The following is a 19,216-nucleotide window of genomic DNA, read 5'->3' on the forward strand; positions in this document are numbered from 1 at the left end:
GGTCGCGCCGAGTGGAGGGGCCGTATCCGGCCGTAACGCCGCCGCCGGCCGACGCGAACCGGCCCGCCGCGGGGGGACCGCGGGCCCGCGGTACGGGCTCAGGCCACCCTGCGCCGCGCGTACTCCGCGATGTCCGTCATAGGCGGCCGTTCCTCCGTGTCCACGGAGTGGGTGTGCGGCTCGAAGCCGTCCGGGCCGCGCTCGAACTGGGTGAGGGCGGGGCGGACCAGATGGCCGCGGGCCAGCCGCAGCTGGGCGGTGCGGTAGATCGCCGCCGCCATCCGGCCCAGGGCCTGGCCGTCCTGGTGGCGGTGCTTGCGCACGCCGACGTCGACCTGGGCGAGAGCGTCGAGACCCACCAGGTGCAGGGCGTCGACCAGCATGCCCAGCTCCACGCCGTACCCCACGGGGAAGGGCAGCTGCTCCAGCAGGCTCCGGCGGGCCGCGTACTCGCCGCCGAGCGGCTGCACGAAACCGGCGAGCTGCGGCCAGTGCATGTTGAGCAGGGGGCGGGCCATCAGCTCGGTGACCCGGCCGCCCTGACCGGCCGCGCCGCCCAGCGGGCGGTCGTACATGGCCTTGACCAGGTCCACGTCCGGATCGGTGAGCAGCGGGCCGACGATCCCCGAGACGAAGTCGGAGGAGAACTCCCGCAGGTCGGCGTCGATGAAGCAGACCACGTCCCCGCGGGTGACCAGCAGCGAACGCCACAGCACCTCGCCCTTGCCCGGCACGGCGGGGATGCGGGGGAGTATCTCGTCGCGGTGGACGACGCGCGCGCCCGCCGCCGCGGCGACCGCGGACGTGCGGTCGGTCGATCCGGAGTCGACCACCACGATCTCGTCGACGAGCGGGACCTGCTGCATGAGGTCGTGACGGATCACGGCGACGATCTCGCCGACCGTCTCCTCCTCGTTGAGCGCGGGCAGCACGACGCTCACCGACTGGCCGGTGCGCTGTTTCGCGGCGAGAATCCGGTGCAGCGGGCGGTCCGTCAGGGACCAGGAACGGGTGCTCAGCCAGCGCTCGACTTCTTCCAGCACGTCGGCGGCTCCTCTGCGTTCTCTCGGCGAGTACGGTCCTGCGTGATCCATCTCGCGGTTCGGACGACTATCTCAACTGTCCTGGCCTTCGGTTACAGTCTTGAACAACGCGGGTGACCATCGCATGTCAGGGTCATCGGCCGCACAGATCAACAACTGCATACCGCTCATCCAGAGGGGCAGAGGGACACGGCCCGATGAAGCCCCGGCAACCCTCCAGTCGGTTCTCGTAGATCAATGCTGATCGTTCAGCGAGGCTCCCGGCTCGGGAAGGTGCCAAATCCGTCTCACGGCGAAGTGCGTCGTGAGGAAGATGAGGAGAAAGGGCCTCGCCTCACATGGCTGCGCAGACTGTTGCAAGCACCACGGACTCTACGACCTCCGCTGTCGACCTCGGTCCGGCCACCGCGTTGAGCTGCCGCGAGTGCGGCCACCGCGTCCCCCTCGGCCCGGTCTTCGCGTGCGAGGAGTGTTTCGGCCCGCTCGAGATCGCGTACGACTTCTCCTCCTACGACACGGAGGAGCTGCGAAAGCGCATCGAGGCGGGACCCGCGAACGTCTGGCGCTACGCGCCGCTGCTGCCCGTCCCGGCGGACGTGGCCGACAAGCCGAACATCAACCCCGGCTGGACCAAGCTCGTGCAGGCCGACAACCTCGCCCGCGAGCTGGGCGTCGACGCCGGCAAGCTCTTCGTCAAGGACGACTCCGGCAACCCGACCCACTCCTTCAAGGACCGGGTCGTCGCCCAGGCCATCGAGGCCGCCCGCGCGTTCGGCTTCACCACCCTCTCCTGCTCCTCCACCGGCAACCTGGCCGGCGCGGTGGGCGCCGCCGCGGCCCGCGCCGGCTTCCGCTCCTGCGTGTTCATCCCGCACGACCTGGAGCAGGGCAAGGTCGTCATGGCCGCGATCTACGGCGGCGAGCTCGTCGGCATCGAGGGCAACTACGACGACGTCAACCGCTTCTGCTCCGAGCTCATCGGCGACCCGGCGGGCGAGGGCTGGGGCTTCGTCAACGTCAACCTGCGGCCGTACTACGCCGAGGGCTCCAAGACGCTGGCGTACGAGATCTGCGAGCAGCTCGGCTGGCGGCTGCCCGACCAGCTCGTCGTGCCGATCGCCTCCGGCTCGCAGCTCACGAAGATCGACAAGGGTCTGCAGGAGCTGATCAAGCTCGGGCTGGTCGAGGACAGGCCGTACAAGATCTTCGGCGCGCAGGCCGAGGGCTGCTCCCCGGTGTCGGTCGCCTACAAGGCCGGACACGACGTGGTCCGCCCGCAGAAGCCGAACACCATCGCGAAGTCGCTGGCCATCGGCAACCCGGCGGACGGTCCGTACGTCCTCGACATCGCGCGGCGGACGGGCGGCGCGGTGGAGGACGTGAACGACGAGCAGGTCGTCGACGCGATCAAGCTGCTGGCGCGCACCGAAGGCATCTTCGCGGAGACGGCCGGCGGCGTGACCGTGGGCGTGGCGAGGAAGTTGATCGAGAACGGTCTGCTGGACCCGACGAAGACGACCGTCGTCCTGAACACCGGCGACGGCCTGAAGACCCTGGACGCGGTGGCCGGCACCGGACTCACCGCGACGATCCGCCCGAACCTGGACTCTTTCCGAGAGGCTGGCCTCGCATCATGAGCGTCACTGTTCGCATCCCGACCATCCTGCGCACCTACACCGGCGGTCAGGCCGAGGTCTCGGCCGAGGGCGCGACCCTCGGCGAGGTCATCTCCGACCTGGAGAAGAACCACACCGGCATCGCCGCGCGCGTCCTGGACGACCAGGGCAGGCTGCGGCGGTTCGTCAACGTGTACGTGAACGACGACGACGTCCGCTTCGAGCAGGGTCTGGACACGGCGACTCCGGCCGGCGCCGGCGTGTCGATCATCCCGGCCGTGGCCGGCGGCTGACCGCTGTTCAGTACCCGCCGGTAGTAACCGTCGGTAACAGCGATTACCGAGAGTTCATCGAATTGCCCTCTCCGCGATAGAAGCGGAGGGGGCAATTCAGTGTGGTTGAGCGCGGTACAGTTGGGGAACCCGGTCCTGATCACCGGTTCCGGAGCCTTTTATTTCCGCCCGTGCCCGACAAGAAGCAGCCAAAGTGTGCGCTGCTTATGCGGCTTATGTGGCTTTTGCAGGGCCCGACTTGCCCTGAATTCTGGCGAATTTGCGCCACATTCCGGATCTCGCGCGACCAGAATTCTCGTCCGACTGACCTGTTGCAGAGGGCAGTTGGGCAGATACATTCAGCCGCGGTCGACGCGTTCCGGCGCACGCCCCCAACCAACTGGGGGGTGAGGTCTGACCCGGATCCACGAAGTGTGGATCTGTGCAAGGGCCAGTAATAGGGGAGTTAGGCATGGCTCAGGGCACCGTCAAGTGGTTCAACGCGGAGAAGGGGTACGGCTTCATCGCGGTCGACGGTGGTGCGGATGTTTTCGTCCACTACAGCGCGATTCAGATGGACGGCTACCGCACCCTGGAAGAGGGTCAGCGGGTCGATTTCGAGATCTCGCAGGGCCAGAAGGGGCCGCAGGCGGACATGGTCCGTCTCGCGACCGGCTGAAGCACGCGCCGACTGACAGCGTCGTTCTTCTGTTTCATCTTCGAAGGGCTCGCGCCTCCCGGGGTGCGAGCCCTTCGGCATGCCCCGGGACGGCGACGCGGGGCGGCGGGCGAGGGGTGAAGGCCGTGGGCGAGCGGCGGGGGGCGGGAGTCCCGGACCGGCCTCCTCGACGCCCTGCCGAGGGGCGCGCGCCGTCCGGACGCCCCCTGTTCACCTGCGGATCGTCCCGAGGCGCTTGCACTCGGCATGGGCGAGTGCTAATCATTGGCGTTAGCACTCTGAAGGTGAGAGTGACAACGAAGGACCGGGTCGGTGAGGCCCGCAGGCCAGGTGGGGCAAGGAACCACATGGCCGGCGAGCCGTCCGTCGCGGGCGCGGGCGCGGTCCGAAGGAATCACCCCCAGTCCTGGAGGGACCACTTCACATGGCCAAGATCATCGCGTTCGACGAGGAGGCGCGGCGCGGCCTCGAGCGCGGCATGAACCAGCTCGCGGACGCCGTCAAGGTGACGCTCGGCCCCAAGGGCCGCAACGTCGTCCTCGAGAAGAAGTGGGGCGCCCCCACGATCACCAACGATGGTGTCTCCATCGCCAAGGAGATCGAGCTCGAGGACCCGTACGAGAAGATCGGCGCCGAGCTGGTCAAGGAAGTCGCGAAGAAGACGGACGACGTCGCCGGCGACGGCACGACCACCGCGACCGTCCTCGCCCAGGCCCTCGTCAAGGAAGGCCTGCGCAACGTAGCCGCCGGCGCCAACCCGATGGCTCTCAAGCGCGGCATCGAGAAGGCCGTCGAGGCCGTCTCCGGCGCCCTGCTCGAGCAGGCGAAGGATGTCGAGACCAAGGAGCAGATCGCCTCCACGGCCTCCATCTCCGCCGCCGACACCCAGATCGGCGAGCTCATCGCCGAGGCGATGGACAAGGTCGGCAAGGAAGGCGTCATCACGGTCGAGGAGTCGCAGACCTTCGGTCTGGAGCTCGAGCTCACCGAGGGCATGCGCTTCGACAAGGGCTACATCTCGGCGTACTTCGCCACCGACATGGAGCGTATGGAGGCCGTCCTCGACGACCCGTACATCCTGATCGCGAACTCCAAGATCGCCAACGTCAAGGACCTGCTCCCGCTCCTCGAGAAGGTCATGCAGGGCGGCAAGCCGCTGCTGATCATCGCCGAGGACGTCGAGGGCGAGGCCCTGTCGACCCTGGTCGTCAACAAGATCCGCGGCACCTTCAAGTCCGTCGCGGTCAAGGCCCCGGGCTTCGGCGACCGCCGCAAGGCGATGCTGAACGACATCGCCATCCTCACCGGCGGCGAGGTCATCTCCGAGGAGGTCGGTCTCAAGCTCGAGAACACGACCCTCGACCTGCTCGGCAAGGCTCGCAAGGTCGTCATCACCAAGGACGAGACGACCATCGTCGACGGCGCCGGCGACTCGGACCAGGTCGCGGGCCGCGTCAACCAGATCCGCGCCGAGATCGAGAACAGCGACTCGGACTACGACCGCGAGAAGCTGCAGGAGCGCCTGGCGAAGCTCGCCGGCGGTGTCGCGGTCATCAAGGCCGGCGCCGCCACCGAGGTGGAGCTCAAGGAGCGCAAGCACCGCATCGAGGACGCCGTCCGCAACGCGAAGGCCGCCGTCGAGGAGGGCATCGTCGCCGGTGGTGGCGTGGCGCTCATCCAGGCGTCCGCCGTCTTCGAGAAGCTGGAGCTCGAGGGTGACGAGGCGACCGGCGCCAACGCCGTGCGCATCGCGCTCGAGGCCCCGCTCAAGCAGATCGCCGTCAACGGTGGTCTCGAGGGTGGCGTCGTCGTGGAGAAGGTCCGCAACCTCCAGGTCGGCCACGGCCTGAACGCAGCGACCGGCGAGTACGTCGACATGATCGCCGAGGGCATCATCGACCCGGCGAAGGTGACGCGTTCCGCTCTGCAGAACGCCGCCTCCATCGCCGCGCTGTTCCTCACCACCGAGGCCGTCATCGCCGACAAGCCGGAGAAGGCCGCCGCGCCCGCCGGCGGCGGCATGCCGGGCGGTGACATGGACTTCTGATCGACCTGACGGTTGATCGTCTGTCCTTCGACCGAGGGCGGCACCTCCCGGAAACGGGGGGCGCCGCCCTCGGGCTTTTCTCCGGGGTGCCCGAGGGCCGTCCCACTCATCGGGGTGTCGGCTTCCTTTCCGGGCGCTGCTGGGACATCGCCGCACGAATCCCGGCCGCACGCGTGTGGACAGCGACGGCGGGGAGGGGCGCAGGGGGATTCACGGGCGCGCGTTCGCCCCGGCAGCCACGACAGATGCCCCCGGGTAGGGCTTCCGGGTGCCCGGGGACCCCGCACTCCGTGCACTCCAGACGGCGGCGAGGCGGGGGCGGGGCCGGTGGCGTCGGGGGCGGGATCTTGTCCGTCAGGCGGCGGTTGAGCAGGGCCGCCGGGCTGTGGACGGGGGTGGGCAACCCGGCGGTGAGCGCGGCGAGGAGCGTCTCCTCCGTGGCTCCCCGCGCGAACCACTCCTCCACCAGCGGGGCGAGCCGCGCGCAGTCGGCGGCGGAGAGGGAGAGGGCGGGGGTCGTGCGGCCGAGGGCGGCGAGGAGGATGTGGGCGCGGGTGCGCGTGGTCCGGGCCGGGTCGGGCGGCTGCTCCGGCTCCGGTACGTCACCCCGGGTGAAGCTCGCCCACCAGCCGTCGTCACGCGCCGTGCGGGTGAACCACGTTCGGGTGATCCAGCGGAATTCGCCCGAGGCGGTTTTCAGCCGTTCCCGTCCCCGCCTCAAGTGGCCCGCCCGCTGGATGCGGTTGAGGGCGGTGCGCAGCGCGCACTGGCCGTACGGGAGTTGCTTGGCCAGCGACTTCACCGAGATGTCAGTGCCGTCGGGGAGGCGGTCGATGTAGGCGGCGATGGCCGCTTCGCGGGGTGGCAGGTGCGCAAAGTCGCGCTTCGTGCGGGGGAGTTGGTCCGCAGCGGCCCGCTTTCCGTAGCCCGGATTGGCCATCGGGTGCGGGGATGCGTGCGAGGGCAGGGGTGCGGTACTAGGCTTTGCGTCAGCCACAGGTCGATGCTCTCGATCGATCTCGTAGGTCAGGCCCCCGTAGGTGTTGGAGCACCGGCGGGGGCTGTTTCGTTGTGCGCACCGTAAAGCCTGGTGACCTTCCGTGGCAAACCGGTCGCTGCGCGTCAACTCTTTGGGTGGGAGGGTGGGTTGAGGCCCTCCACCCATTCCCTGGAAAGAGCGCTCGGGGCTGGGCGCTTGAGCTTCGGGGCGGGCGCGGGTCAGCCGGCCTTGATGTTCTCCACGAACGCGGACCAGGCCTGGGCCCGGAACACGAGCTTCGGGCCCAGGGGGGCCTTGGAGTCCCGGACGGGGATGAGGGTGGGGTGGCCGAGGGCGACCTCCAGGCAGTCGGCGCCACTGCCCCCGCTGTAGCTGGACTTGTACCAGGCAGCTGCGTTCAGGTCGTACTCAGCGATGCTCCTCATGGGCGTAATCCTGCGCCATCGCCTCAATGAGGGCCAGGGAGTCCTTGGGGGAGAGCGCGCAGGCAGTGAGCAGTTCGAAGGCATGCTTCTGGCGGCCGACGGTGGCCGGGTCGTCCTCCAGACGTCCGGTGCCGACGTGCTCGAGGAAGACCACGGGCGGGGCGTCCTCGAAGTCCATCAGCTTGATGGCACCCTCCATGGAAGAGTGCGCCCCTATGTTGAGTGGCAGTACCTGCACGATCACGCGGTTTTCGCGGGCCAGATCGGCGACGTGACGCAGGGATTCCGCCATCACCGCAGCTCCACCTGTCACTCGACGCAACGCGGCCTCGTCAAGCACCGCCCACAACAACGGTTTTGTTGGATCGGCGAGGACGTGGGCACGGTCGATGCGAGCCGCCACCAGTTCGTCGATCTCCTCTTCGGGTGCCGTCGGCCGGTACGCGCGAAATACGGCTCGTGCGTACCTCGGCGTCTGGAGCAGTCCAGGGATCAGAAGTGGCGCGTACTGCCTGATCACTGTGGCGACGGCCTCCGCCTCCACGGCCTCCGTGAAGCTCTCCGGATACTTCGATTTGGCCGCCGCCTTGCAGTTTCGCGCGAAGAATCCCTTCGTTCCCAGGGCTTCGTCAAGCATGCGCGCGTACTCCGGCTGCATGCGTCGCGCCCCCGCTTCCAACTGTCCGATGAACGAACCGCTCACGAACAATCGTTGGCCCAGTTCGTCCTGGCTGAGACCGGCCTTCTCGCGCGCGTGCCGCAGTTCCGCCCCCAGCAGGGCGCGGGGTGACGACGACGGGTCGAGGTCCTTAGGTCCGGACACGGGTACCCCCTGGTCGTACAGATGGTGTTGTTGGGACGCCCCATCTCGCCAGGTTAGAAGCGGAGCGACCACGCTGTGTGGTGAACGTGAACACTCAGCGTGGAGGGATGGACATGGCGGAGACGACGACGGGTGACCGGCCCGCGCGGACGGCCCAGGAGGCCGTCGAGCAGTTGCGCGCCGCTCTGGGCGAGGCGGGCGTCATCCTGCCGTCGCTGCGGATCGACCCGGTGTCGGGCGCGCACGGAGACCCGTACGCCCTGATCGACCTGGGGCGCTGCAACCTGGGCGTGGCCTCGCGCATCGCGGCCGCGCTGCGTAGGGCGGGGGGCGATGCGTGAGGTACGTCCTGGACACGCGCACCGGCCGGATCGGCGAGGTCATGGAGCGGTCGGAGGGTGCGGTGGTGCTGCGGCCGGTGGGCGGCGGGCGGGAGTGGGACTGTCCGCCGGAGGACGTGGGGGAGGTGTCCGCGGACGAGGTGCTGCGGGAGCGGGTGCGCCGGCTGAACCGTGACGCCCGCTCCGGCGTGGCTCCGGTGCGGCGCGAGATGCCGGAAACCCGGGCGGCGCGTGGGCGGGATCACAGAGGCGGGGCGGCAGGAGAGGAATGGGGCGGGGGGCCGGAGGCGTTCCGTGGGGAGCGTACTTGATGCGTGTGCACATACCGCCTGGTTCCCGTCCCGAGGAGTCCCCCACGTGAGCATCACCCAGCCCGCCGCTTCGCGCGCCGCCGAGATCCTCTCGCGGCCGGTCTCGATCAACGGACTGACCGTCCCGAACCGCATCGTCATGGCCCCCATGACGCGCATGTTCTCCCCGGACGGCGTTCCCGGCGAGGACGTCGTGTCGTACTACGGCCGTCGGGCCGCCGCCGGCGTCGGTCTCATCGTCACCGAGGGCACCTACGTCGGACACGAGTCCGCCGGGCAGAGCGACCGGGTCCCGCGGTTCCACGGGGACGAGCAGCTCGCGGGCTGGGCGAAGGTCGCGGAGGCCGTGCACGCGGGCGGCGGGAAGATCATGCCGCAGCTGTGGCACATCGGCATGGTGCGCAAGCAGGGTGAGCCGCCGTACGCGGACGCGCCCGCCGTCGGGCCTTCCGGCATCCGGCTGGACGGCACCGAGGGCGCCGGCAAGGCGATGACCCAGCGCGACCTGGACGACGTGATCGGCGCGTTCGCCGAGGCCGCGGCCGCCGCCGAGCGCATCGGATTCGACGGCGTGGAGCTGCACGGCGCCCACGGTTACCTCCTCGACCAGTTCCTGTGGGCCGGCACCAACCGGCGGACCGACGCCTACGGCGGCGACCTCGTGGCACGCACGAAGTTCGCCGCCGAGATCGTGGCCGCCGTCCGCGCGACCGTCTCCGCCGAGTTCCCGGTCGTCTTCCGCTACTCGCAGTGGAAGTCGGACGCCTACGACGCCCGTCTCGCCGAGACCCCCGAGGAGCTGGAGGCCCTCCTCGCCCCGCTCGCCGCCGCCGGCGTCGACGCCTTCCACGCCTCCACCCGCCGATACTGGCTCCCGGAGTTCGACGGCTCCGACCTCAACCTCGCGGGCTGGACGAAGAAGCTCACCGGCAAGCCCGCCATCACGGTCGGCTCCGTCGGCCTCGACGGCGACTTCCTCAAGGGCTTCGCCGGCGAGGGCGCGCCGGTCAAGGGGATCGACGACCTCCTGGACCGTCTGGAGCGCGACGAGTTCGACATGGTGGCCGTCGGCCGTGCGCTGCTCCAGGACCCGGAGTGGGCGGCCAAGGTGCTCGGCGGCCGGCTCGACGAGCTGAAGCCCTACGACGCCGCCGCGCTGCGCACCCTGAGCTGAGCGTCGACCCGCCTGTGCCGTCCGCGAGACGGGGCGCTCAGAGGTTGCCGAGCGGCTCGATGTCGACCTTCACCGGGGTGCCCCAGATCCGCAGGACCTCGTAGTCGGTGAACTCGTGCACGAGCCGGTAGGCCATCGCGGGACGGGACCCGCGGCGCAGGGCGGCGATGTACAGCTCCGCCTCGCGCCGGTCCCGCCGCGGTGTTCCGCAGAGCTGCCACTCCTGGCCGTTCCACAGCTCCGCCAGCCAGCGCTGCTGGGGCTGCGGGCGGTCGGCGCGGGTGCCGTACCTCGAAGGGGCGGGGGTGGTGTGGGGCGCCTGCGGCGGCGGGCCGTTGAACTCGGCGCGCCGGGCCGCCCGGCGGCGCGTCTCGCACAGCAGGCACAGGTCGGCGGCCGCCTGGTCGACCGGGCCGTACGGGTGTTCGGCACAGCGGGTGGTCGGGACGGCGCCGACCACGCTGTCGTCCAGCAGCTCCAGCGCCCGCCGCAGATCGGCCTTGACCTCGTGCAACCGGGCGTCGGGGGTGTCGGCGGTGAGGGCGTCGCCGTGTTCGCCGAGTACACGGAGGGCACGGCCGAGCGCGGTGAGCTGGGCGTGGTTCATGGCCCCAAGGGTAGGGCGCACGCCGGACGACGGCTCTCGCCGGCCGGCGTGCGCGGGAGCGGCCTCAGTGCGTGGGCGGGGTGCCCGTCGCGGTCGCGGTGCCCGTGGCGGTCGCGGTGGCCGGGTCGGGCGGGGTGGTCGCCACGGGCGGGGTGAGGGGGCCGGGCTTGTCCGGGGGAGCGGTGTCGAGGGTGGTGGTCGCGGGGGAAAGGGCCGCGGCTGTTGCTCGGACGCCGCCGAAGGCGTAGGTCGCGGCGAAACCGACCGCGTACCCCGTCAGCAGGCCGCCCGCGTAGACCGCCGCCGTCGCGCCCGGCCCCCGGTCGCCCGCCAGCAGCGGGAACAGGGCCCAGCCCGACGGGCCGATCGCCGTCGCCCCGACCCGGTCGCCGAGCATCGCGAAGAACCCGATGAAGGCGCCGCCGGCCGCGCCGCCCGCGCAGGCGGTGAGGAAGGGGCGGCCCAGCGGCAGGGACACCCCGTAGATCAGCGGCTCGCCGACGCCCAGCAGCCCGGCGGGGAGGGTCGACCTGATCGTCGTCCGCAGCGCCGCGTCGTCGCGCAGCCGGACGTACACCGCCGCCGCCGCGCCGACCTGGCCCGCGCCCGCCATCGCCAGCACCGGCAGCAGGACCGTGTACCCCTGCTGCTCGATGAGCGTGGTGTGGACGGGGATCAGGGCCTGGTGGAGGCCCAGCATCACCAGCGGCAGGAAGAGGCCGCCGAGCAGCAGGCCGGCGAACGCGCCCGTCGTCGTCAGCAGCCAGTCCGCCGCCGTGCCGATGGCCGCCGAGACCGCGCCGGCCGCGTACATCAGCCCGTACAGGGTGCCGAGGCCGGCGACCAGGACCGTCAGGGCGGGGGTGAGGAGCACGTCCAGCGTCTCCGGGACCCGGCCGCGGCACTGCTTCTCCACGTACGTCGCCAGCAGCGCGGCGGCCAGCGCACCGAGGACGCCGCCCTGCCCGGGAGCCAGCGTCACCCCGAACGCCGTCACCTTCGCGACGGCCGGGTGGACGACGATCGCCGCGACCGCGCCGCCGAGGACCGGCGTGCCGCCGAACTCCTTCGCCGTGTTGTGGCCGACGAAGACGGCGATCAGCGCCATGAAGCCGGAGGCGATCGCGGTCAGCGCCGGCGTGAGCCCCGGCAGCCGGCCCGCGTTGAGGAGCAGGCCGTTGACACCGGCCAGGATCCCGCAGCCGATCAGGGCCGGGACGAGGGGGACGAAGACGGCGCCGAGGCGGCGCAGGGCGCCCTTCAGCGGGGTCGCGTTGCGCTCGCGCTGCCGCGCCTTCAGCCCGGCGCCGTGTGCCGCCAGCCGGTGCGCGGCCGTCAGCTTCTCGAAGTCGGCCGTCACCCGCGTCACCACGCCCGGTCCGAGGACCACCTGGAAGGCGCCGTCGGCCACCACGACCCCGAGCACCCCGGGCACCGCCCGCAGCGCCGCCTCGTCCGCCCGGGACGGGTCGGCGAGGTCCAGTCGCAGCCGGGTCATGCAGTGGGCGACGGAGAGGACGTTCGCGGGGCCGCCCACGAGGGGCAGGATCGCGGCGGCTGTGGAGGAGGAGTCGATGCGCACCCCCCGAGCGTGCGGCTCAGCGGCCCGCCGCGGTGAGAGCGGCGCGCAGATGTCCCCCGGACTCCTCCAGAAGGCGGGCGGCGGCCGCTCCGTCCACCCCCGCCAGCACCACCAGGATCGCGGCCTTCACCTCGCCGTCCGCCGCCGAGAGCGCCGCCTCGATCTCGTCGTCCGCCGCGCCCGTCGCCAGGGCGACGATCCGCCGCGACCGGGCGCGCAGCTTCTCGTTGGAGGCGCGGACGTCGACCATCAGGTTCCCGTACGTCTTGCCCAGCCGGATCATCGTGATCGTCGAGACCATGTTCAGCACGAGTTTCTGCGCGGTACCCGCCTTCAGCCGTGTCGAGCCGGTGAGCAGCTCGGGGCCCACCACCACCTCGATCGCGTGCTCGGCGGCGGCCGCCAGCGCGCTGCCCGGGTTGCAGGCCAGCGCGACGGTCAGCGCGCCGCGGGCGCGGGCGTGGCGCACCGCGCCGACGGCGTAGGGAGTGCGGCCCGAGGCGGAGACGCCGATCACGGTGTCGTCGGCGGTGAGCGAGAGCGCGGCGAGATCCGCCTCGGCGAGCTCGGGCGAGTCCTCGGCGCCCTCGACCGGGACGGTCATGGCCGGCGGGCCGCCGGCGATCACGCCGACGACCCGGCCCGGGTCGGTGCCGAAGGTGGGCGGGCACTCGGAGGCGTCGAGCACGCCGAGCCGTCCCGCGGTGCCCGCGCCCGCGTAGACCAGCCGTCCGCCGCGCGCCATCCGTGCCGCCGTCGCGTCGACGACGGCGGCGATGCGCGGGAGCTGCGTGGCCACGGCGGCTGCGACGCCGGCGTCCTCCGCGTTCATCAGCTGGGCGATGTCGAGGGTGGGGAGGCGGTCGATCTCGGCGAGGTCGGGGCGGAAGGCCTCGGTGGCGAGGGTGTCGAGCGCGGCGCGCAGATCCTGGAAGCCGGCAGTGGAGTTCATGGAGTTCATGGAGTTCATGGCGATTCCGGTTCTCTCTGGTCGGCAGGGGCGGCATGGGGCGGGTGCGGTGCGGCGGTGGGAACGGTGCGGCGGTGGGTGCGGTGAGGCGGGGGCCCCGCAACATCTACCGCCGCCGGTGGGCCGAGGCCGCGTACGACGCGGCCGGAGCCGCTGCGGGGCTCGCCCGCGCGGCCGGAGCCGGTGGAGTGGGCGGCATGGGAAACGTCTCGCTGTCCGGGAGCAGGCCGGGAGTGCGCACAATAGGGGCATGGACCCCACGAGCCCCCTCGAACAGACGTTGCACACGGCGCGTGCCCTGGTGCTCGCCGACCTGGCCTCGGGCGAGGTCGCGGCGGCCGACGTGGTGTCGATGGTCGAGGACTCGGTCGTGCAGCGCCGCTGGTGGGTCGAGCAGTGGCCGGACGGCGCGCCGTTCGTGGCCGGTCTGGTGGCCCAGGACGTGCAGGACGCGCTGCTGGAGCGGCACGGGCGCTGGCCGCTGTGCCCGGTCTGCGGCTCCGGCGATCCGCACGCCCTCGAGGTCGAGCCCGAACTGGGTCCCGACCCGCACTGGGTGTGCCACAAGGCTGGGGTGAAGGTCGCCTCGGTGGGCTCGCTGGGGTCGGCCACGGGAAGCGGGCCGTCCTCGTGAGGCGCTCATGACCGTCTACATCGACCCGCCGAACTGGCCGGGGCACGGCCGGATGTGGTCGCACCTGGTCAGCGACGTCTCGTATGCCGAACTGCAGGCGTTCGCCGACCGGTTGGGCGTCCCCCGGCGGGCCTTCGAACGCGACCACTACGACATCCCGTCCCCTCGCTACGACGAGGTGGTGGCCGCCGGCGCGGTCGAGGTGAGCAGCCGTGAGGTGGTGCGGCTGCTGACGGAGTCCGGCCTGCGCCGGCGCAAGGGCGGCGGCCGGGACCGGGAGCAGGGGGACGGCGGCCCGGACGGGGGTCGCGGGGACGGCGGCGGCGTCAGCCGCTGAAGACCGGTTCCATGGTGTGCCACCACGCCGCGAGGCTCGCGTGGTCGGGGCCGCTGATCTGGACCAGGGCCGGGCGGTCGTAGTACGAGCAGAGGAAGACGTACTGCCCGGTGCTGGAGAGGAAGCAGACGACGTCCCCGGCGGAGTCGCCGGTGTTGTTCTCGCGCCAGGTGCCGTAGACGTTGGTCTGCGACTCGCAGTCCCCCGGCTGCAGACGGGCGGCGTAGGACTGGAAGACGGCGTCGCGGTCGTACTTGGTCCCGTACATGATGACGCTCGCCTTGCCGGTGCCCGAGACGCCGTACTGGTCGACCGTGGTCACCGTGCAGAACAGGGCGGCGTCCGCGCCCCGCCACTCGGTGTGCGAGCAGCTGTCGCGCGACCACTGGTCGCTGTTGAGCGTGTCGCGCAGGGCGCGCTCGCCCGCGGTCAGTCCGTCGCTCCCCGCGCCGTCGGTGCCGCCGCCGTCGGTGCCGCCTCCGGCCGTGCCGCCGTCGGAGGTGCCGCCGGAGTCGGACGGTCCGGGGCTGCCGCCGGTCGTGGTCCCGTCGCTCGTCCCCTCCGCGGCGCCGTCCGTCGTCGTCCCGTCCGTGCCGCCGTCGCCCGTCGCGGATCCCGAAGCGGAGTCGCCGCCGGAGCCGGAGCCGGAGCCGGAGGCCGAACCGGAATCGGAACCGGAGGTGGAACTGGAGCTCGAACCGCCGGTCCCGCCGCCCCCGCCCCCGTGGGACGACTGGTAGATGCCCACGACGGCGAGCACCGAGCTGACGACGACCCCGATGATGGCCCACCGCAGGCTCTGCCGGGCCAGCCGGTGGGGGTCGGGAGGATCCGGTGGCGTGGACGGGCCGGTCGTGCTCATGACGTTCCCCCGTTTCCCCCGGCGTGCGCGACCGCGCGCGGGCGGTCGTGTCGGAATTATCCGAAGCGGAGGGACGGCGCCGGGAGCCGAAGCGACGAAGATCGGCCGCGGCTACGTCAGCTGCGGTCGCCCGCGCAGCTCATACGCGTACTCCCCCTCGCCTTCGCCGACCCGGACGAAGCCGGCCCGTTCGAGCACGGCTCGCGAGGGGGCGTTGACGTGTTCGACGACCGCGAACAGACGTCGTACGTCGTCCCGCGCCAACGCCCATCCGGCGAGCGCGCGCAGGGCCTCGGTCGCGTAGCCCCGGCCGCGGGCGGCCTCGACCAGGTCGTACCCGATCTCCGTGCGGCCGTCGTCGTCGGGAGCGGCGTGGAAGCCCATGCTGCCGACGGCCAGGCCGTCCGAGTGCCGTACGAGGACGTACAGGCCGAACTCCGGGCGGTGCACGCCGGCCGCGTACGCCGTGGCCAGCATTCCGGCTGCGTCGCGGGTGCCGTCGAACGGGGAGCCGCCGAGCCAGCTGAAGCCCCCGCCGCCGCCCGCCCGCAGTCCGGCGGCGACGGTGGGGGAGACGCCCACGAGGGTGAGCCGCCCGGCGGGGATGCTCGGGGCGGCGGGCTGCTGCGCGGCGGCGGTCATGAGGCCAGCAGCTCCAGCTCGGCGCGCAGGTTGTAGCGGGCGGTGTCCTCCCAGTGCTCGCTCCCGTACGGCGTCCTGAACAGGCGGGGCAGGGCGAGGAGTTGGCGCAGGACGTCCGAACGGCCTGCGCGGAAGGCGTCGTTCGGCACGAAGGAGTACTCCTCGCGGACGGCGGCGGTGTAGGCGGCGTACGCGGACGGCGGCGAGGCGAGGATCGCGAGGTCGGCGTCGCACAGGACCCGGCCGTCGGGGTCGTCGTCGGCCGGGTCGTGGCTGACCGTGAGCCGGACGAGCCGCGCGACCTCGGCGGCCGGGTCCGCGGGCACGCCGGCCTCGGCGAGGGCGCGCTCGGCGAGACGGGCGGAGCGCTCCTCGTTCTCGGAGCGGTCGGGAAGGTAGACGGCGTCGTGGAACCAGGCGGCCAACCGGACGACGTCCGGGTCGGCGGCGTGCGCCTGCAGGACGTCGACGCGGTCGAGGACGTCGGTGAGGTGGGCCAGCGTGTGGTAGCGGCGCTGGGGCTCCTGCCAGCGGGTGAGGAGGGCGTCGGCGTAGGGCGCTGGGTCGGCGCCGCCGCCCGGCCCCCTGACCCCTTCCAGGGCGTGGCTGAAACGGGTGCGCAGCGCGTCGAGATCGGCCATGGCCTCATTGTCCAGCCGACCGGCGTATTCTTCAATTGGACTAGACCTATAAGCGCGCCCGGTGCGGAACGCCGACGAATGGGGACCCATGAGCAAGCGTGCAGTTCTGGAGGTGATCGCCCTCGACGCCGAGGACGCGGTCGCCGCCCAGGCCGGAGGCGCGGACCGCCTCGAGCTGGTCACCGACATGGCCGCCGACGGGCTCACCCCGCCGGTCGCGGTCTTCGCCGGAATCCGGGCCGCCGTCGACCTCTCACTGCGCGTGATGCTGCGCATGTCCGACGGTTTCGCGGCCGGCGACGTCGACCGCCTCGTGCGGGCCGCCGCCGACCTGCGCGCGGCCGGCGCGCGGGAGTTCGTGCTCGGCTTCCTCGACGCGGAGGGCGCGGTCGACCTGACCGCGGTGGAGCGGATCGTCGCCGAGCTGGACGGCTGCCGCTGGACCTTCCACCGCGCCCTCGACCACGCCGCCGACCGCGATGCCCTGCGCAAGCAGCTGGACGGCCTGCCGGGACTGGACGCCTACCTCACCGCCGGCTCCCCGGCCGGGGTCGACGCGGGGCTGCCCACCCTGCTCGCCGAGGCCGCCCGGCACGGTGAACCGGGCTACGAGCAGCGCCTCCTCGTCGGCGGCGGCCTGCGCCTCGGTCACCTCCCGCGGCTGCGCGCCGCCGGGATCGACGCGTTCCACATCGGCGGCGCGGCCCGCCCGGACGGCTGGTCCGGCCCGGTGTCGGCACACGCCGTGCGCGAGTGGCGCCGTGCCGTGGACGGCGAGCACACCGAACCGGGGCCGCACACCACCCCGGCGGCGCGCGCGGGGCAAGCCGGCTAGGCCGACCGCGCCGCAAGCCGGGCAGGCCGAGCCGCCGGACGTGGGGGGCGCGACCCGGCGGGGCGTGAGGCACGCGAGCCCGCGGGGCGCGGGGCCCGACGGGCGCCCGCCCCGCCGGCCGCCTGTCCGCCCCGCCGCCCGCCCCACCGCCCGCCTGTCCGCCCCACCGCCCTCCCCGCCGTCCGCCGGGCCCGCCGTCTGTCCAGCCGCCGCCCGCCTGTCCGGCCGTCGGGCGCGGTCGTTCCGGGGCCCCGGCGGGTTCGGGCCCCAGGGGCGGATGGGGGCCGGGTCAGGTGAGTTGGCGGGGGAGCGGGGCCGTGTGCGTGACGAGGAGACCGGAGACCGCTCGGGTCAGGGTCACGTACAGGCGGCGCAGGCCCGTCCGCTCGTCGGGCTCGCCGTCGACCACGGCCTGCGGTTCGTCCAGGACGACGTAGTCGTACTCCAGGCCCTTGGCCAGGGACGCCGGGACCAGCGTGAGGCGGGTTTCGGCCGTCGTCTCCTCACCCGGGGCCAGCCACGGCACGCCCGCCGCCGCCAGCGCCTCGGCCAGCGCCGGGATCCGGGCGTCGGCCGCGATCAGGCCCGTCGAGCCCTCGTTGCGCAACAGCTCCTCGCAGGCCGCGACGACGTCCGCCGCGTCCGCGACCTCCCGCAGGTCGAAGAAGCCCGGGTTCTCACGGACCGACGCGACGGGGGTGAGGCCCGGCGCGATGTGCGGCAGCAGCCGGGAGGCGTAGACGATCACGTCCGTCGGGACGCGGAAACCGGCCGTCAGCTCCTCGACCACCGCGTCCGCCTTGCCCAGGTGCCCGAGGGCCTCCTCCCAGCTCCGGGTCGCCCACGGGGTGGTGCCCTGCGCCAGATCGCCCAGCACGGTCGCCGAACCCGTCGTGCAACGGCGGCCGACCGCCCGGTACTGCATGGGCGACAGGTCCTGCGCCTCGTCGAGGACCACATGGCCGAGCGAGTGCGTGCGCTCCACCAGGTCCTTCGCCTCGTCGATCAGCACCGCGTCCGCCGCCGACCACCTGGCCGCCTTCACGGACCGCGCGGGCTTCACCGCCAGGATCGTCTTCTGCTCCTGCTCGCTCAGCACGCCGTCCGCGTGCTCGGCGAGGAACTCCGCGTCCGTCAGCAGCCGCAGCACCAGCTTCGCCGGGTCGACGGCCGGCCAGGCCTCCTTCACCACCGCCTTCACCGCGCTGTTGCGGGCCACGGCATCCTGCACCCGGTCGTCCGGGGCCTCGCCCGAGCGCTCCATCTGCACCAGCACCGCGTGCGCGATGCGCTGCGGCAGAGCCTCGCGGGCGGCCCCGTACCGGATGTCCCGGCCCAGCAACTCCCGGACCATCTCCTCGAGTTCGTACGCCGGAACCCGCCAGCGCCGCGACCCGCGCACCACGACGAGCGGTTCGGCCGGCATCCGCACCTGCGCGTAGACGGCCCGCCGCAGCACCTGCGCCATCCGTGCGTCGCCCTTGACGAGCGCCGCCGCCGCGTCGTCCTCGCCCCGCACCTCCACATGAGCCACCAGATCGTCCACCGTGCCCTGGCGGACCGTCAGCTCGCCCAGCGCCGGCAGCACCTGCTCGATGTAGTGGAGGAAGGACCGGTTCGGCCCGATGACCAGCGTGCCGGTGCGTGCGAGCCGCTCACGGTGGGCGTACAGCAGATACGCCACCCGGTGCAGACCGACCGCCGTCTTCCCGGTCCCCGGACCGCCCTGCACGCACACCGTGCCGCCCAGCCCGCTGCGCACGATCTCGTCCTGCTCCGGCTGGATGGTGGCGACGATGTCCCGCATCGGGCCCACACGCGGCCGCTCGATCTCCTGCTGGAGCAGCTTGCTGGTGGCGGCGGCCTCGGTGGGGTCGGAGAGGTGCTCGTCCTCGTACGCCGTGATGTCCCCGCGGGTGTAACCGAAGCGGCGGCGCAGCCCGACGTCCATCGGGTCCTTCTTCGACGCCCGGTAGAACGGCTGCGAGACCGGCGCACGCCAGTCGATGACCATCGGGTCGCCGTCGCCGTCGTGCACATGGCGACGCCCGATGTAGAACTTCTCCCCTTCCGCGCCCTCCGCCCGGTCCGCGCCGGGCGCGTGCAGGTAGTCGAGGCGGCCGAAGAACAGCGGGGTGTCGCTGAGATCGGCCAGCGCCTTGATCCGTTCGCCGATCTGCCGCTCCAGGATCCGGGCGTTGACCCAGTTCGCGGTGACGTCGCTGATGTCGAGGGCCTCGACGTCCTCCCGCATCGCGCGCAGGGCCGCGCGGGAGGAGGCGAGATGGCCGCGTTCGCGGGCGAGGGGGTCGTCGTCGACGGGCGTGCGGGACGAGGACGGCGTGGACAAGGGGGTGCCTCCGGGCCGGCTGGGG

At 72.3% G+C, this 19,216-nt stretch carries 20 protein-coding genes, 1 pseudogene and 1 riboswitch; of the genes and pseudogenes, 10 read left to right on the forward strand and 11 right to left on the reverse strand.

Annotation, left to right across the window (positions count from 1 at the left end):
- Positions 1-98: 98 nt before the first annotated feature.
- Complete coding sequence (locus tag ACH4ZA_RS06725; protein WP_319278070.1) at positions 99-1,043, reverse strand: glucosyl-3-phosphoglycerate synthase; 945 nt, start codon at positions 1,041-1,043, stop codon at positions 99-101.
- Positions 1,044-1,207: 164 nt separating this feature from the next.
- A riboswitch (SAM riboswitch) is annotated at positions 1,208-1,363 on the forward strand.
- A gap of 18 nt (positions 1,364-1,381) precedes the next feature.
- Between ACH4ZA_RS06725 and thrC the strand changes: the two genes are divergently transcribed.
- From thrC to groL, 4 genes are all read left to right on the forward strand, one after another.
- Complete coding sequence (gene thrC / locus ACH4ZA_RS06730; RefSeq protein WP_319278072.1) at positions 1,382-2,680, forward strand: threonine synthase; 1,299 nt, start codon at positions 1,382-1,384, stop codon at positions 2,678-2,680.
- Entirely contained in the window at positions 2,677-2,952 is a 276-nt protein-coding gene (locus ACH4ZA_RS06735; protein ID WP_319278074.1) for a MoaD/ThiS family protein, read from the forward strand. Before thrC ends, ACH4ZA_RS06735 begins: the two co-directional genes overlap by 4 nt.
- 451 nt (positions 2,953-3,403) lie before the next feature.
- The gene (locus ACH4ZA_RS06740; protein WP_007493268.1) at positions 3,404-3,610 is read left to right on the forward strand and encodes a cold-shock protein; all 207 of its coding nucleotides are present in this window, start codon (positions 3,404-3,406) and stop codon (positions 3,608-3,610) included.
- A 424-nt stretch (positions 3,611-4,034) separates the two neighbouring features.
- Entirely contained in the window at positions 4,035-5,657 is a 1,623-nt protein-coding gene (gene groL / locus ACH4ZA_RS06745) for a chaperonin GroEL (RefSeq protein ID WP_107443349.1), read from the forward strand.
- Between the two features lie 106 nt (positions 5,658-5,763).
- On the opposite strand, the gene ACH4ZA_RS06750 is transcribed toward groL, so the two are convergent.
- From ACH4ZA_RS06750 to ACH4ZA_RS06760, 3 genes are all read right to left on the reverse strand, one after another.
- On the reverse strand, positions 5,764-6,597 hold the full coding sequence (locus ACH4ZA_RS06750) for a hypothetical protein (RefSeq protein ID WP_398428341.1): 834 nt from the start codon (positions 6,595-6,597) through the stop codon (positions 5,764-5,766).
- A 278-nt stretch (positions 6,598-6,875) separates the two neighbouring features.
- Positions 6,876-7,082, reverse strand: coding sequence for a DUF397 domain-containing protein (locus ACH4ZA_RS06755; RefSeq protein ID WP_319278076.1), 207 nt, complete (start codon positions 7,080-7,082; stop codon positions 6,876-6,878).
- Positions 7,066-7,905, reverse strand: coding sequence for a helix-turn-helix transcriptional regulator (locus ACH4ZA_RS06760; protein ID WP_319278078.1), 840 nt, complete (start codon positions 7,903-7,905; stop codon positions 7,066-7,068). Before ACH4ZA_RS06760 ends, ACH4ZA_RS06755 begins: the two co-directional genes overlap by 17 nt.
- Positions 7,906-8,018: 113 nt before the next feature.
- Here ACH4ZA_RS06760 and ACH4ZA_RS06765 point away from each other — a divergent pair, with 113 nt between their 5' ends.
- The 3 genes from ACH4ZA_RS06765 to ACH4ZA_RS06775 are packed head-to-tail and all read left to right on the forward strand — an operon-like array spanning position 8,019 to position 9,731.
- Positions 8,019-8,246: a hypothetical protein gene (locus ACH4ZA_RS06765; protein ID WP_319278080.1), complete on the forward strand. Its 228-nt coding sequence runs from the start codon at positions 8,019-8,021 to the stop codon at positions 8,244-8,246.
- On the forward strand, positions 8,243-8,557 hold the full coding sequence (locus tag ACH4ZA_RS06770; RefSeq protein ID WP_319278083.1) for a hypothetical protein: 315 nt from the start codon (positions 8,243-8,245) through the stop codon (positions 8,555-8,557). The genes ACH4ZA_RS06765 and ACH4ZA_RS06770 overlap by 4 nt, the downstream gene beginning before the upstream one ends.
- A gap of 46 nt (positions 8,558-8,603) precedes the next feature.
- The gene (locus tag ACH4ZA_RS06775; protein WP_319278085.1) at positions 8,604-9,731 is read left to right on the forward strand and encodes an NADH:flavin oxidoreductase; all 1,128 of its coding nucleotides are present in this window, start codon (positions 8,604-8,606) and stop codon (positions 9,729-9,731) included.
- Positions 9,732-9,768: 37 nt separating this feature from the next.
- Here the strand turns inward: ACH4ZA_RS06775 and ACH4ZA_RS06780 are convergent, their stop codons facing one another.
- The 3 genes from ACH4ZA_RS06780 to murQ form a co-directional block, all read right to left on the reverse strand.
- Positions 9,769-10,338 (reverse strand): hypothetical protein, encoded by a 570-nt coding sequence (locus tag ACH4ZA_RS06780; protein ID WP_319278087.1) that lies wholly within the window; start codon positions 10,336-10,338, stop codon positions 9,769-9,771.
- Positions 10,339-10,402: 64 nt separating this feature from the next.
- A complete protein-coding gene (locus tag ACH4ZA_RS06785; protein WP_398428344.1) occupies positions 10,403-11,920 on the reverse strand; it encodes a PTS transporter subunit EIIC in 1,518 nt (505 codons plus the stop codon).
- Between the two features lie 16 nt (positions 11,921-11,936).
- Entirely contained in the window at positions 11,937-12,872 is a 936-nt protein-coding gene (gene murQ / locus ACH4ZA_RS06790; protein WP_319278091.1) for an N-acetylmuramic acid 6-phosphate etherase, read from the reverse strand.
- Between the two features lie 268 nt (positions 12,873-13,140).
- On the opposite strand from murQ, the gene ACH4ZA_RS06795 reads away from it, so the two are divergent.
- Complete coding sequence (locus ACH4ZA_RS06795) at positions 13,141-13,524, forward strand: hypothetical protein (RefSeq protein ID WP_319278093.1); 384 nt, start codon at positions 13,141-13,143, stop codon at positions 13,522-13,524.
- 7 nt (positions 13,525-13,531) lie between these two features.
- The gene (locus tag ACH4ZA_RS06800; RefSeq protein WP_319278095.1) at positions 13,532-13,861 is read left to right on the forward strand and encodes a DUF4031 domain-containing protein; all 330 of its coding nucleotides are present in this window, start codon (positions 13,532-13,534) and stop codon (positions 13,859-13,861) included.
- On the opposite strand, the gene ACH4ZA_RS06805 is transcribed toward ACH4ZA_RS06800, so the two are convergent.
- The 3 genes and pseudogenes from ACH4ZA_RS06805 to ACH4ZA_RS06815 form a co-directional block, all read right to left on the reverse strand.
- Complete coding sequence (locus tag ACH4ZA_RS06805; RefSeq protein ID WP_398428346.1) at positions 13,851-14,723, reverse strand: hypothetical protein; 873 nt, start codon at positions 14,721-14,723, stop codon at positions 13,851-13,853. The genes ACH4ZA_RS06800 and ACH4ZA_RS06805 overlap by 11 nt on opposite strands.
- 111 nt (positions 14,724-14,834) lie before the next feature.
- Positions 14,835-15,329: pseudogene (locus ACH4ZA_RS06810) on the reverse strand (GNAT family N-acetyltransferase); the annotation flags it as partial.
- 32 nt (positions 15,330-15,361) lie between these two features.
- Entirely contained in the window at positions 15,362-16,006 is a 645-nt protein-coding gene (locus tag ACH4ZA_RS06815) for a hypothetical protein (RefSeq protein WP_398428348.1), read from the reverse strand.
- 88 nt (positions 16,007-16,094) lie between these two features.
- Between ACH4ZA_RS06815 and ACH4ZA_RS06820 the strand changes: the two genes are divergently transcribed.
- The gene (locus ACH4ZA_RS06820; protein ID WP_319278100.1) at positions 16,095-16,841 is read left to right on the forward strand and encodes a copper homeostasis protein CutC; all 747 of its coding nucleotides are present in this window, start codon (positions 16,095-16,097) and stop codon (positions 16,839-16,841) included.
- A 289-nt stretch (positions 16,842-17,130) separates the two neighbouring features.
- Here ACH4ZA_RS06820 and ACH4ZA_RS06825 read toward each other — a convergent pair whose 3' ends face one another.
- A complete protein-coding gene (locus ACH4ZA_RS06825) occupies positions 17,131-19,095 on the reverse strand; it encodes a HelD family protein (RefSeq protein ID WP_398428559.1) in 1,965 nt (654 codons plus the stop codon).
- Positions 19,096-19,216 lie beyond the last annotated feature (121 nt).

The organism is Streptomyces sp. NPDC020597, from assembly GCF_044335095.1.
GTDB lineage: Bacteria > Actinomycetota > Actinomycetes > Streptomycetales > Streptomycetaceae > Streptomyces.

Excerpts from the sequence above, each read along its gene's own strand:
- thrC (WP_319278072.1), top strand. The coding sequence starts at position 1,382 with ATGGCTGCGCAGACTGTTGCAAGCACCACGGACTCTACGACCTCCGCT.
- ACH4ZA_RS06735 (WP_319278074.1), top strand. The coding sequence starts at position 2,677 with ATGAGCGTCACTGTTCGCATCCCGACCATCCTGCGCACCTACACCGGC.
- ACH4ZA_RS06740 (WP_007493268.1), top strand. The coding sequence starts at position 3,404 with ATGGCTCAGGGCACCGTCAAGTGGTTCAACGCGGAGAAGGGGTACGGC.
- groL (WP_107443349.1), top strand. The coding sequence starts at position 4,035 with ATGGCCAAGATCATCGCGTTCGACGAGGAGGCGCGGCGCGGCCTCGAG.
- ACH4ZA_RS06750 (WP_398428341.1), bottom strand. The coding sequence starts at position 6,597 with ATGGCCAATCCGGGCTACGGAAAGCGGGCCGCTGCGGACCAACTCCCC.
- ACH4ZA_RS06755 (WP_319278076.1), bottom strand. The coding sequence starts at position 7,082 with ATGAGGAGCATCGCTGAGTACGACCTGAACGCAGCTGCCTGGTACAAG.
- ACH4ZA_RS06765 (WP_319278080.1), top strand. The coding sequence starts at position 8,019 with ATGGCGGAGACGACGACGGGTGACCGGCCCGCGCGGACGGCCCAGGAG.
- ACH4ZA_RS06780 (WP_319278087.1), bottom strand. The coding sequence starts at position 10,338 with ATGAACCACGCCCAGCTCACCGCGCTCGGCCGTGCCCTCCGTGTACTC.
- murQ (WP_319278091.1), bottom strand. The coding sequence starts at position 12,872 with ATGAACTCCACTGCCGGCTTCCAGGATCTGCGCGCCGCGCTCGACACC.
- ACH4ZA_RS06795 (WP_319278093.1), top strand. The coding sequence starts at position 13,141 with ATGGACCCCACGAGCCCCCTCGAACAGACGTTGCACACGGCGCGTGCC.
- ACH4ZA_RS06800 (WP_319278095.1), top strand. The coding sequence starts at position 13,532 with ATGACCGTCTACATCGACCCGCCGAACTGGCCGGGGCACGGCCGGATG.
- ACH4ZA_RS06805 (WP_398428346.1), bottom strand. The coding sequence starts at position 14,723 with ATGAGCACGACCGGCCCGTCCACGCCACCGGATCCTCCCGACCCCCAC.
- ACH4ZA_RS06815 (WP_398428348.1), bottom strand. The coding sequence starts at position 16,006 with ATGGCCGATCTCGACGCGCTGCGCACCCGTTTCAGCCACGCCCTGGAA.
- ACH4ZA_RS06820 (WP_319278100.1), top strand. The coding sequence starts at position 16,095 with ATGAGCAAGCGTGCAGTTCTGGAGGTGATCGCCCTCGACGCCGAGGAC.
- ACH4ZA_RS06825 (WP_398428559.1), bottom strand. The coding sequence starts at position 19,095 with ATGCGGGAGGACGTCGAGGCCCTCGACATCAGCGACGTCACCGCGAAC.